Source organism: Aeromonas sp. CD (assembly GCF_033349375.1).
Classification (GTDB): Bacteria; Pseudomonadota; Gammaproteobacteria; order Enterobacterales; family Aeromonadaceae; genus Aeromonas; species Aeromonas hydrophila.
Genome location: NZ_CP137631.1, coordinates 3,591,626 through 3,603,346, shown reverse-complemented (window position 1 = coordinate 3,603,346; position 11,721 = coordinate 3,591,626). Strand labels below are relative to the sequence as shown.

10 protein-coding genes are annotated in these 11,721 nt (G+C 61.9%); 4 read left to right on the top strand and 6 right to left on the bottom strand.

The features are described 5' to 3' along the window. Positions 1–97 precede the first annotated feature (97 nt). Positions 98–1,378 carry a dicarboxylate/amino acid:cation symporter gene (locus R2E40_RS16580; protein WP_029304184.1) on the top strand — a complete coding sequence of 427 codons (1,281 nt, stop codon included), beginning with the start codon at positions 98–100 and terminating at the stop codon, positions 1,376–1,378. A gap of 130 nt (positions 1,379–1,508) precedes the next feature. On the opposite strand, the gene grcA is transcribed toward R2E40_RS16580, so the two are convergent. Continuing rightward, positions 1,509–1,889, bottom strand: coding sequence for an autonomous glycyl radical cofactor GrcA (gene grcA, locus R2E40_RS16575; RefSeq protein ID WP_011706929.1), 381 nt, complete (start codon positions 1,887–1,889; stop codon positions 1,509–1,511). Between the two features lie 836 nt (positions 1,890–2,725). Here grcA and ung point away from each other — a divergent pair. Further along, on the top strand, positions 2,726–3,394 hold the full coding sequence (gene ung / locus R2E40_RS16570; RefSeq protein WP_219279757.1) for a uracil-DNA glycosylase: 669 nt from the start codon (positions 2,726–2,728) through the stop codon (positions 3,392–3,394). A 158-nt stretch (positions 3,395–3,552) separates the two neighbouring features. Further along, a complete protein-coding gene (locus tag R2E40_RS16565) occupies positions 3,553–4,101 on the top strand; it encodes a hemerythrin domain-containing protein (RefSeq protein ID WP_011706927.1) in 549 nt (182 codons plus the stop codon). A 52-nt stretch (positions 4,102–4,153) separates the two neighbouring features. Here R2E40_RS16565 and R2E40_RS16560 read toward each other — a convergent pair whose 3' ends face one another. Continuing rightward, complete coding sequence (locus tag R2E40_RS16560) at positions 4,154–4,336, bottom strand: DUF3545 family protein (protein ID WP_016351599.1); 183 nt, start codon at positions 4,334–4,336, stop codon at positions 4,154–4,156. A gap of 160 nt (positions 4,337–4,496) precedes the next feature. Beyond that, positions 4,497–5,447: a transaldolase gene (gene tal, locus R2E40_RS16555; RefSeq protein WP_016351598.1), complete on the bottom strand. Its 951-nt coding sequence runs from the start codon at positions 5,445–5,447 to the stop codon at positions 4,497–4,499. A gap of 743 nt (positions 5,448–6,190) precedes the next feature. Between tal and R2E40_RS16550 the strand changes: the two genes are divergently transcribed. Further along, positions 6,191–7,633, top strand: a complete 1,443-nt coding sequence (locus tag R2E40_RS16550) for an alanine/glycine:cation symporter family protein (RefSeq protein WP_049046172.1) — start codon at positions 6,191–6,193, stop codon at positions 7,631–7,633. A gap of 159 nt (positions 7,634–7,792) precedes the next feature. Here R2E40_RS16550 and R2E40_RS16545 read toward each other — a convergent pair whose 3' ends face one another. Genes R2E40_RS16545 through R2E40_RS16535 form a run of 3 tightly spaced genes read right to left on the bottom strand, consistent with a single transcriptional unit; the run spans position 7,793 to position 11,659 of the window. Further along, positions 7,793–9,766, bottom strand: a complete 1,974-nt coding sequence (locus tag R2E40_RS16545) for a DUF3488 and transglutaminase-like domain-containing protein (RefSeq protein ID WP_318163936.1) — start codon at positions 9,764–9,766, stop codon at positions 7,793–7,795. Further along, positions 9,753–10,739 (bottom strand): DUF58 domain-containing protein, encoded by a 987-nt coding sequence (locus tag R2E40_RS16540; RefSeq protein WP_318163935.1) that lies wholly within the window; start codon positions 10,737–10,739, stop codon positions 9,753–9,755. The genes R2E40_RS16545 and R2E40_RS16540 overlap by 14 nt, the downstream gene beginning before the upstream one ends. Beyond that, a complete protein-coding gene (locus R2E40_RS16535) occupies positions 10,739–11,659 on the bottom strand; it encodes an AAA family ATPase (RefSeq protein ID WP_318163934.1) in 921 nt (306 codons plus the stop codon). Before R2E40_RS16535 ends, R2E40_RS16540 begins: the two co-directional genes overlap by 1 nt. Between the last annotated feature and the right edge of the window lie 62 nt (positions 11,660–11,721).

Below are 11,721 nucleotides of genomic sequence, written 5' to 3'. Positions count from 1 at the left end.
ACGGCACGAACCGGGCGAAATAACACTATTTCGTCACGGATTGCTGCATGCGTATTTCTGCCATGACACATCTCATTAAATTGACAGGACGTTAAGAATGCAGAAAAGAATAGTCAGCAGCCTGTATTTTCAGGTGTTGTTAGCGATCACCCTCGGGGTCATTCTGGGACATATATATCCCGACCTCGGTGCGGACATGAAACCGCTTGGGGATGGTTTCGTTAAATTAATCAAAATGATCATCGCCCCGGTTATATTCTGCACCGTAGTGACCGGTATTGCCGGCATGGAGAGCATGAAAGCGGTGGGTAAAACCGGCGCCATCGCGCTGCTCTATTTTGAAGTGGTCAGCACCATCGCCCTCATCATCGGGCTGTGCGTGGTCAACCTGCTGCAACCGGGGGCGGGCATGAACGTCGACCCCGCCACGCTGGACGCCAGCGCCATCTCCGCCTACGCCGAGCAGGCCAAGGCACAAGGCATCATCCCCTTCCTGCTGGACGTGATCCCGGGCAGCGTGATCGGCGCCTTCGCCAGCGGCAACATTCTGCAGGTGCTGTTATTTGCGGTGTTGTTCGGCTTCTCCCTGCACCATATCGGCGAGAAGGGCAAAGTGATATTCAATGTCATCGACAGCTTCTCCCAGGTTATTTTCGGGATCATCAACATGATCATGCGGCTGGCACCGGTTGGGGCATTTGGCGCGATGGCCTTTACCATCGGAAAATATGGTATCGGCTCGCTGGTTCAGCTCGGACAATTAATTGCCTGCTTCTACATGACCTGCCTGCTGTTTATTTTCCTGGTGCTGGGCAGTATTGCCAGAGCGAATGGATTCAGCATCCTGCGCTTTATTTCCTATATCCGGGAAGAGCTGCTGATCGTGCTGGGAACTTCCTCTTCTGAATCCGTATTGCCGCGCATGCTGGTGAAGATGGAGGCGCTCGGTTGCAAGAAGTCGGTGGTGGGGCTGGTGATCCCGACCGGTTACTCCTTCAACCTGGACGGCACCTCCATCTATCTGACCATGGCAGCCATCTTCATCGCCCAGGCCACCAACACCCCGCTCGACCTGTTCCAGCAGATCACCCTGCTGGTGGTGCTGCTCATCTCCTCGAAGGGCGCCGCCGGGGTGACCGGCAGCGGCTTCATCGTGCTGGCGGCCACCATCTCGGCGGTGGGCCACCTGCCGCTGGCCGGGCTGGCGCTGATCCTCGGCATCGATCGCTTCATGTCGGAGGCCCGCGCCCTGACCAACCTCATCGGCAACGGGGTGGCCACCCTGGTGGTGGCCCGTTACTGCGATCAGCTCGATGAGCAGCAGATGCACGAGGCGCTGAGCAACCCGCCGCAAGCCGTCAAGCTGGATCAGCATTGAGCCGCAGATGTCTGCGCCGTGTGCCGCCAGCCTGTCGAGCAAAGGCCACCAATGCGGGTGAGTGAATTACAGCCATAAAAAAACGGCCCGTTTGGGCCGTTTTTCATGATACCGGTTGCTGCAGAGCGACTTACAGGCTCTGGGTGAAGGTGCGGGTCACCACGTCACGCTGCTGTTCCGGAGTCAGTGCGTTGAAGCGCACGGCGTAGCCGGAGACACGGATGGTCAGCTGCGGGTACTTTTCCGGGTTGGCGATGGCGTCTTCCAGGGTCTCGCGACGCAGGACGTTGACGTTCAGGTGCTGGCCACCTTCGACAGCCGGCTCGGCTTGTACCGGCAGTTCACGGTATTCGAACTGGCCCAGGTCAGAGACGCTGACTTCCTGATCGGCGGCGAAGGTGTCGCCTTTGGCGCAGATGCAACGAGCCTGTTGCTTCTCTTCGTCCAGCAGCCAGAACGAGTTCAGCAGAGCGGCGTTGGCAGACTGGGTGATTTGGATGCCCTTGATCATGGTATGACTCCTCATAGGAAAGCGGATTCAACTGTAAGGAAATTACCCTGATGTATTTAAACCACCGGGATGATTTAAAGGGCCCTTGCCTTACACCTTTACTTTGTTGGGTCATATATACCACGATGGTAATATTACGAAAATTGATCTAAATCAAAAAACACGCGGTTTGCGCGAGCTTGGAAGGATTAAATTATTGAGATTAATCAAAAAGAGGTCATTTTTCTGATTATGTAAGATATCTGAATTATGCATCTTCTATTAATTAAATCTAGTAATTTAACTACATGTTTTAAGGTTTGTGTCATGTATGAACCGACCTCATCTCCTTTGTGGGGGACATCAGGGCCAAGCCTGCGGTGAAGGTGGCTGGGCCAGGTTTGCCCTCCCTGGTGCTCACACATCTATATAAGGTTGCCTTGGCATAAGGCTGTCTCAGCCGAGCCGCCGATTGCCACGGTCAACGTGACCCCGCTGCCCACACTGGCAGGGAGAGCTGGGTGCGCGGGAGCTTGTCATACCGTTGCCATGCAGTTGCCATTCGGGGGCGAGGGGACTCGGTAGAGGGTGCCAAGGTTGCGTCCCGGGGGCTGGCCCCCTATCCTGAGCCCCTTGCCGCATTAATGAGGGCATGGTGATGCCAGCACTGGGCCCAGCACCATGTCCTGCCGCATTCAGCGAGGATGACGGCGTGCTGGCTCGCAATGGGCCAAGCCGCATGCCGCAAAAACCGCCGTATTCATCGAGGATGGTGGCGCGCCGACCCGCATCAGGCGGTGTGACCCTGCACGGGGTAACAGGGCGTCCATCCGGACAGATTCAATGAGGAGATTGGGGTGCAGACCTGGACTGATGTAATTGGCTCCGAGAAGGAGCAGGACTATTTCAAGGCGACCCTGGCGACCGTCAGGAGTGAGCGGGAGGCGGGCAAGGTGATCTATCCGCCGGCGACCGACGTGTTCAATGCCTTCAAGCTGACCGAGCTGGATCAGGTCAAGGTGGTGATCCTGGGCCAGGACCCCTATCACGGCCCCAATCAGGCGCACGGCCTCTGCTTCTCGGTGTTGCCGGGGGTGCGCACGCCCCCCTCGCTGGTCAACATCTACAAGGAGATGCAGCGGGACCTGCCGGGTTTTGTCACACCCAGTCACGGCTTTCTGGAGTCCTGGGCCAAACAGGGGGTGCTGCTGCTCAATACCGTGCTGACGGTCCAGGCGGGCCAGGCCCACTCCCATGCACACCTGGGCTGGGAGACCTTCACCGACCGGGTCATCGAGCAGATCAATGCCAGCTGTCAGGGGGTGGTCTTCCTGCTGTGGGGGGCCCATGCCCAGAAGAAGGGTCGCTTCATCGACAGGCAGCGGCATCACGTGCTGAGCGCACCGCATCCCAGCCCGCTCTCTGCTCATCGCGGCTTCATCGGCTGCGGCCACTTCTCCGAAACCAACCGGCTGCTGAGCCAGCAGGGGATGAGCCCCATCAACTGGCACTCGGTCTGCGACTGAGGGGCCCGGCGGCTGGCGAGCGGGGGCATGAACAGGGGGGCGGCATTGTGCGTTACCCGCTGTTTTGTCTGCAGATGACTTGATTGAGTGCAAAGTTGGCGCGATAAATGACCGTATACTCGAAACAGGATCGTCTCATTTCAGCGCAAGGAGTGCCCATGCTAGCCAGTCTGCACAAGGACCATCTCAACATCGCCAGGTTGCTGGATCTGCTCAAACACAAGCTCGCCGCCATTCGCGACGAACAGCGGGTCAGCTATTTCCTGATCCGCGATGTGGTGGATTACCTGAGGGAGGTGTCGGACAAGTATCACCATCCGAAGGAAGACATCATTTATGACTACTACCTCAAGTACCGGGTCGTGGAGGGGGACGTCGCCAACCGGCTGCAGGCGGAGCATGCCAAGTTGCTGGAAGCCGGTGCCGAACTCAAGGAGATGGTGGAGATGATCCTGATGGATGCGGTGATCCCGCTCGATCAGTTTACCGCCAAGCTGGAGCAGTTCGTGGCGCTGCAGGAGGCGCACATGAACTACGAGGAGGGGGTCATCTTCCCCCATCTGCGCGATTCGCTGACCGAGGATGACTGGCGTCACCTCGAACAGATCTGGCAGAACCGCGCCATCGGGGATCCCCTGTTCGGGCCCGAGATCAGCCAGCACTTTCAGGCACTGGCCAAGCGCCTGTCGCTGCCGCTCTCTTCCTGAGGGGGAACACTCTCTTAAAAAAACAAGGCCCCGGTTAACCGGGGCCTTGTTTTTACAGTTCGATCTCGTCTGAGAGACCTTCGTAGGCGATGTCGATGGATTGCAGCTCCTTCTGCAGGCGGTGCTTGTCTTTCAACGCCTCAATCTCACGCCATTTACGTTTCTTTCCCGTTGTCCCGCGGCTACGTGAACCGAGCTCAACTACATCGTCATATTCGAAGTTGAACATTTCCATGGCTCCCTCCTTGGTTATTCTCGTTTTCACCATCCGTATAACATAACGGCATTGAAAATAAAACGTTTTCGTGACGAACACATGACAAGGGTCCGGCGCCCATAAAAAAACCGGGTTCCCTTGCGGGAACCCGGTTTTCATCGGCTCATGACGGCTCTCATCAGAGGCGGCTGGCCAGCATGGTTTCCAGCTTGCCCTGGTCGATGGCAAACATGCGGATGCCTTCGCCCAGCTTCTCGTGGGCCATGGCGTCCTGGTTCAGTTCCCAGCGGAATTCGGCTTCGGTCATCGGAGCCGGTTTGGCTTTGCGCTCGCCGGTGTAGTTCAGCTTGCGTACCACGGCGCCTTCGGTCTTGCTCAGCTCTTCCAGCAGGGCCGGGCCAATGGTCAGACGGTCGCAGCCGGCCAGTTCCAGGATCTCGCCGGTGTTGCGGAAGCTGGCGCCCATCACCACGGTCGGGTAGTCGTGCTGCTTGTAGTAGTCGTAGATGGAGGTGACGGAAACCACGCCCGGATCTTCGCTGGCGGTGTAGTCACGGTTGTGCTTGGCCTTGTACCAGTCGAGGATACGACCCACGAACGGGGAGATCAGGAAGGCGCCGGCTTCGGCACAGGCACGGGCCTGGGCGAAGGAGAACAGCAGGGTCAGGTTGCACTGGATACCCTCTTTCTCCAGCACCTCGGCGGCACGGATGCCTTCCCAGGTGGAGGCCAGCTTGATCAGGATGCGATCATTGCTGATACCGGCTTCGTTGTAGAGACGGATCAGTTTGCGGGCCTTGGCGATGCTGGCCTGGGTATCGAAGGAGAGACGGGCATCCACTTCGGTGGAGATGCGGCCCGGGACGATTTTCAGCACTTCCAGGCCGATGTTGACCGCCAGCTTGTCGCCCGCGTCGATGATTTGCTGTGCCTTGTCCTGGCTCTGGGCTTTGGCCCAGTTGATGGCGTCTTCGATCAGCGCCGCGTATTCGGGGATCTCGGATGCCTTCAACACCAGAGAGGGGTTGGTGGTGGCATCGATGGGCTGGTAGCGCTTGATGGCTTCGATATCACCGGTGTCGGCGACAACTGTGGTCAGGGCTTTCAGCTGGGTTAATTTATCGGCCATGGCAAATATCATCTCTTTATGAGGGCGCACTCTCCTGCTGAGGGTGCTGGCTCGGGGGTGGCGGGCGTGAGACGACAGTTCTGAAATAAAATTACAAAATCCCGGCGACTCAGGCTCAGAAAAGCGCGATGGGTGTGTCCCATCGTCATTGCCTGCCTAATTAATACGGATGTGGCTCATCCTGCAATAGGGGGGGCTGTATGCTTATCAGCCACTCCCTGGCCGCAGTGGGAAAGAGTGGTTAAAAGTATTTGATAAAAAACGACTTTTATCCTTTTTGCCGGAGTGAATTTAACGGCTGCCAAAAACAACTTTTTTGGTTGATTATCGGTTTTGTGGCATCGATCACAAAAATTGTCCGATCAGCCTCTTGAAATTTTATTACGTGTAAAACGTTTGGCGAAACAAGGGGGTTTTGGTTGCCCGGATGGATAAACGCTTGCGTAATGGTTTGCCCCCTTCTCTGCTTGCTCTACCTCTATGTAGATAATTGCCAAAAAGTGCTCTTTTGGGTCTAATTTGTCGGCTGATTGATTGGATTCTCAGTTTTGTTGAAATTTTGCGAGTTAAATGAAGCTTTAATGCACTGGATCGCTCGTTTTTTGTTTCCGCAGTGATCCCGATCACTATTCTGAACTCCCTCGCTATGCTAGATTCCGCCCCTTTAGTGAACCGCAAATTCAGAAACAGACAGCAAGGGGTCAGCGCAGACTGACCATGGATGTGATAACAACGAGAGAAATATGGACACCTTGATCGCAATGATTAACGACCTGATGTGGGGAGCCGTGCTCATCTACCTGCTCATCGGCGTCGGCATCTTCTTCACCTTCCGCCTGGGTTTTATCCAGATCCGCCACTTCGGCCACATGTTCTCCGTCTTGCGCAACAGCCGCAAATCAGACAACGCCGGCATCTCCTCCTTCCAGGCCCTCTGTACCAGCCTTGCCGCCCGCGTGGGTACCGGCAATCTGGCCGGGGTGGCGGTGGCCATCTATCTGGGTGGCCCGGGTGCCATCTTCTGGATGTGGCTGATCGCTTTCATCGGCATGGCGACCGCCTTCGTCGAGAGCACCCTGGCCCAGCTCTACAAGGTCAAGGATGAGGACGGCAACTACCGTGGCGGCCCCGCCTACTACATGGAGAAGGGGCTCGGCATGCGCTGGATGGGGGTGCTGTTCTCGCTCTGCCTGATCCTGGCGTTCGGTCTGGTGTTCAACGCAGTACAAGCCAACTCCATCAGCCTGGCGATGAACGTGGCCTTCGGCATCCCCGACTGGGTCAGCGGTCTGGCACTGGTGGTGCTCTCCGGTCTCATCATCTTCGGCGGCATTCGCGGCATCGCCCGTTTCGCCGAGCTGGTCGTGCCCTTCATGGCGCTGGCCTACATCCTGATGGCGCTGTTCGTAGTGGCCATGAACATCAGCGAGCTGCCGGGGGTGTTCAGCCTCATCATCAAGTCCGCCTTCGGTCTTGAGCAGGCCGGCTCCGGTGCGCTGGGCTACGCCATCTCCCAGGCGATGATCAACGGCATCAAGCGCGGTCTCTTCTCCAACGAGGCGGGTATGGGCTCCGCTCCCAACGCCGCCGCGACCGCGACCCCCTATCCGCCGCACCCGGCCTCCCAGGGGTATGTGCAGATGCTGGGGGTGTTCCTCGACACCATCGTCATCTGTACCTGTACTGCCGCCATCATCCTGATGTCCGGCCAGTTCGAACCGGGCTCCGGCATCACCGGGGTGGAGCTGACCCAGCGGGCGCTCTCCTCCCAGATCGGTGGCGGTGGCAACATCTTCATCGCGGCGGCCATCTTCTTCTTCGCCTTCACCTCCATCGTAGCGAACTACTCCTACGCCGAGACCAACCTGGTGTTCCTCGAGCACAACCACAAGGGCGGCCTGATGCTGTTCCGGATGTTCGTGCTGGGCATGGTGATGTTCGGTTCGGTGGGCGAGCTGCCGACCGTGTGGGCCATGGCGGACGTCTCCATGGGGCTGATGGCCATCGTCAACCTGGTGGCGATTCTGCTGCTCTCCGGGGTGGCCATCAAGCTGGCGCGGGACTACAACGACCAGCTCAAGCTGGGCAAGGTGCCCACCTTCGATGCCAACAAGTACCCCGAGATCCGCAGCCAGCTGGAAGAGGGGATCTGGGACAATCCGGCGCAAAGCAGCAAGCAGGCATAAGCCTCGCAGTCGCCGTTGTCTGACAACAAGGGGAGCCAGTGGCTCCCCTTTTGTTTGGGCACCGTTTTCACCGCCGTCAGCTGTGGGCATCCCAGTGCCGGCAGATCTGGCGCTGCCGTCGCCGCACCTTGTGCAAGGTGTGTTGACGCTGCACCGCCGTCAGCTGTGGGCATCCCAGCGCTGGCAGATCTGACGGAGTCGTCGCCGTAGCTGGCGCAAGGTGCGGTGACGTTGCGCCGCCGACAAGGGGGCATAACGCCAGCGCCGGTAGAGCCAGGCGCCCTGTTGCAGCGGCCGCGCGAGAGAGGGTCTGAGGCCGGCGAGGCGTTCGCACCAGCTGGCCAGGCTCTCTCCCGCCAAGGGCTGCCAGCCGTGGCGGGCGGCGCGCCGGCGCAGAGGCTGCCATAGCCGCAGGGGGAGCGGAGCCGGGCCGCGCCAGATCAGCAGGCTACCTACCAGGCTGGCCACCCCCAACAGGGCGGCCAGGATCAGCCAGTGGGTATGGCCGGCCAGCACCGGCCAGCGTTGTCCCAGCTGCTGCCACAGGCTGGCGGCATCATAGTTGAGCACCCAGCGGGTCCATTGGTAGTCGAGATTGGCCCCCCACCAGCGCAACTGGTTGAGCAAAGCCCAGTTGCGATAGCGCTGCAAAGATGGGGGGTCGGCGGCGGCGAACTCACCGCCAAGGGCCGCCGTCATGCCCCCTTCGATGCGCTGAGGGGCCACTGCGGCGGTGGGGTCGAGCCGCTGCCAGCGGTTCTGCTCATCCAGATACTCCACCCAGGCGTGGGCATCGAACTGATGCACCTCCAGGTAGTTGCCCCTCGGATTCCACTCGCCGCCGAGGTAGCCGGTCACCAGCCGGGCCGGGATGCCGGCCGCCCGCAGCACGAAGGCGGTGGCCGTGGCGTAGTGACCGCAAAAGCCGCGCCGGCTCTCGAACAGAAAGTCATCCACCCCCTCTTGTCCCAGCCGCGGCGGCTGCAGGGTGTAGTAGAAGTCGCCCTGGTGAAACTCGCCCAGCAGGGCGGCGGCCAGCGCCTCTGGCGTCGGATGGCGGGCCTTGAGGGCCAGGGCGTGGGCCCGGGCCTTGGGGTTGCCACCGGCGGGCAACTGCAGGTTGAGGCGACGGGCAGTGTCATCGGCAGGTGGCGCTATGGCGGCCGTGCTGACCCGGTAACTGACGCGGCCATCCCCCCGATCCTGGCGATAGAGGGTGGCGAGGGGGCTCAAGGTGACCGGGCCGCTCAACACCTCGGGGTTGGCCTGGGCCAGGGTCCAGCGCAGGCGCTGGGGCTCGGCGATCACCTGATAACTGCCGGCGGGCAGCGGGGTCGCCGGGTTGGCCGCTGGCAGCATCTGCACGGATTGGGATTGTTGCCAGCGGCGCACCTGCTTGCTGAGCAACCAGCGCCGGCCATCGAACAGCTCCTGGCGCATCAGCGGAAAGTAGCGCTCCTTTGGCGGGGGCGGCGCGGCGGCGAAGGTGATGCGAAAGGCCAGCTCGGAGGAGTTGACCAGCTCGCTGATGTCGCCGGGGGCCACCTCCTCCGAGAGGCCGGAGAGGGCGCGGCTGCTGCTCGGCATCTGCCACAGTGGCGCCAGCCTTGGCAGCAGCAGAAACAGGGTGAGCAGCAGGGGGATGGCCAGCAGCAGGATGAGCCCGGCCCGGCGCCACAGCCGCTGGCCGAGAGGCTGCACAGCCGCCAGCAAGGTGGTGACCGCCAGCCAGAGCGCCCCCGTCATCGCCAGGGCCCACCCCATGCTTTGCCGTTGCACCAGCGCCAGCGCGACGAGAAAGAAGGCGAGCAGCAGCACCTGCTCCACATCCCGCTCTCGCCGGACCTCGATGAGCTTGAGGCCGTAGCCGAGCCAGAGCAGGTTGATGAGGGCCGGCAGGGTGCCGAGCTGGCGCCACTGCCAGCCAAGCAGCGCCACGCCCAGCATGGCCAGCAGTGCCAGCGCGGCAGCGGGCGGCGGACGCCAGCCCCACCACAGCATCATGGCCCGCACGCCCAGGGTGAGCAGTGAAACGGCCACCACCCAGAGTTGCAACTGGGGCCAGAGTGCCGGGATCAGCAGCAGTTGCAGCAGGGCGAGCAGCGGCAGCAGACGCCGGTTATCGAGCAGCATCGAGGTCGGTCTCCTGCGGCGACGCCACGGCATCGACGCGGGCCAGCGCCAGCCGGCAGCGCTGCAAAAAGACGGCGCCGCTGTCCGGCCCGAGCGTCTGGCCCGCCAGCGTCAGGCTGAAGGGAATGCCCCGCTTGGCATAGTCGTCACACCACCAGGCGAGCACCGCCAGCCGCTGCTCCAGCTCCCGACCGCCGACCCGCGGCAGGCTGAGGTGGGTATCATCCTGCCCCGGCTCGCAGAACTGCTTCACCAGCAGGCCGCGTCCCTGGGCGAGCTGCTTCCAGGCGACCCGGCTCAGCGGCTCCCCACTCTGGTGGGCCCGCAGCATGTCGAAGTCCCCCATCGAGGCCGGAGTGGGTTGCCCCCGGTTGCCCGTCGCATCGGTCGTTGTCTCCCCGCGCAGGGGGCCATACTCGGGGGCCGGAGCGAGCCAGCCCTCCAGCTGCAGGTCCAGCAGCGTCCAGCAGCGAAACAGGCCGAGGGGGTAGCGGCTCTCCACCCGCAGCCTCTCCAGCGGCAGGCGTCCGCGCCGGGGGCCCAGCACCGGCAGGAGCAGGGGTTGCGGCACCGCATCCACCTGCGCCAGCCAGAGCCGCCCTTCATTGAGGGAGAATTGCAGTGCCTGCAGCGGCCGTTCGCTGCGCACCGTGATGGGGATGGGCAGGGGGCTGCCCGTCTCTCCCAGCACGGCAGGCCCCCCCAGCAGGGCCAGTCCCAGCAGGTTGCGGTGGGTGAGCCACATGGTGACCATGAACAGGCTGCCGAGGCCGTAGGCCACCAGCAACACCAGGTTGTTCTGGTAGTTGGTACCGAGCAGATAGATGGCCAGCATCACCAGCAGATAGCAGAGGCCGAGCCGGGTGGGCAGGATGAACAGGCAGCGCCCCTGCAGGGTGATCTGGCGGGTCGGCGGGATGCGCTGGGCCAGCCAGCCTTGTTGCCACCTGGCCCTGCGCTGGCGCCAGTTCATCAGGGGCGATCCGGATCGACCCGGGCCAGCAGGCGCTGGCTCAGCGGGCAGGCTTCGCCACGCTGCACCCCAAAGCTGCCCCTGAGCCTGTGCTCGGCCACGTAGGGGAAGACCGCCTGCACATCCTCCACGCTGACGAAGCGGCGGCCCGCCACCAGGGCCCAGGCCCGGCTCACCGCCAGCAGGGTCTGGGCGGCGCGGGGCGAGAGCGGTTGCGGCAGTTCGGCGTCGAAGCGGCTCTGCTGCACCAGCGCCAGCAGGTAGTCGAGGCTGGCATCGGAGAGGTGGATCTGCGCCGCCTCGGCCTGCAGGGCGGCCAGCTCGGCGGCGTCCAGCTGCCGCTCGAGGGGGGCGCTCTGGCTGGCCCCGCGCAGCAGTCGACGCTCCGCTTCCGGGGTGGGAAAACCGAGGGAGAGGCGCACCGCGAAGCGATCGAGCTGGGATTCCGGCAGGGGGTAGGTACCCGCCTGATCCGCCGGGTTCTGGGTGGCGATGACGAAGAAGGGGGAGGGCAGCGGGTGGCTCTCTCCCTCTATGCTCACCTTGCCCTCGGCCATGGCCTCCAGCAGGGCGCTCTGCACCTTGGGGCTGGCGCGGTTGATCTCGTCCGCCAGCAGCACCTGGGCGAAGACGGGGCCCGGGTGAAAGCGAAACTGCTGCTGGTGGGGATCAAAGATCTGCAGCCCCAGCAGATCGGCTGGCAGCAGATCGGCGGTGAACTGCACCCGCCGGCAGTCGAGCCCCAGCACCTGCGCCAGGGCGTGGGCCAGGGTGGTCTTGCCCATGCCGGGCAGATCCTCGATCAGCAGGTGGCCGCGGGCCAGCAGGGTCACCAGCGCTATCTTGAGTTGCAACGGCTTGCCGAGGATCACCTGCTCCAGTGCCGTCAGCAGCCGGGTTATTTGTGGTTGTGTCTGCACGTGCGCCTCCCTGTGTGATGCCGCCCCTACAGCTTATACGCCAGCCGCATGGCAAGGAGGGT

Excerpts from the sequence above, each read along its gene's own strand:
- R2E40_RS16540 (WP_318163935.1), bottom strand. The coding sequence starts at position 10,739 with ATGAACTGGCGCCAGCGCAGGGCCAGGTGGCAACAAGGCTGGCTGGCC.
- R2E40_RS16565 (WP_011706927.1), top strand. The coding sequence starts at position 3,553 with ATGCTAGCCAGTCTGCACAAGGACCATCTCAACATCGCCAGGTTGCTG.
- tal (WP_016351598.1), bottom strand. The coding sequence starts at position 5,447 with ATGGCCGATAAATTAACCCAGCTGAAAGCCCTGACCACAGTTGTCGCC.
- R2E40_RS16580 (WP_029304184.1), top strand. The coding sequence starts at position 98 with ATGCAGAAAAGAATAGTCAGCAGCCTGTATTTTCAGGTGTTGTTAGCG.
- R2E40_RS16545 (WP_318163936.1), bottom strand. The coding sequence starts at position 9,766 with ATGCTGCTCGATAACCGGCGTCTGCTGCCGCTGCTCGCCCTGCTGCAA.
- grcA (WP_011706929.1), bottom strand. The coding sequence starts at position 1,889 with ATGATCAAGGGCATCCAAATCACCCAGTCTGCCAACGCCGCTCTGCTG.
- R2E40_RS16560 (WP_016351599.1), bottom strand. The coding sequence starts at position 4,336 with ATGGAAATGTTCAACTTCGAATATGACGATGTAGTTGAGCTCGGTTCA.
- R2E40_RS16550 (WP_049046172.1), top strand. The coding sequence starts at position 6,191 with ATGGACACCTTGATCGCAATGATTAACGACCTGATGTGGGGAGCCGTG.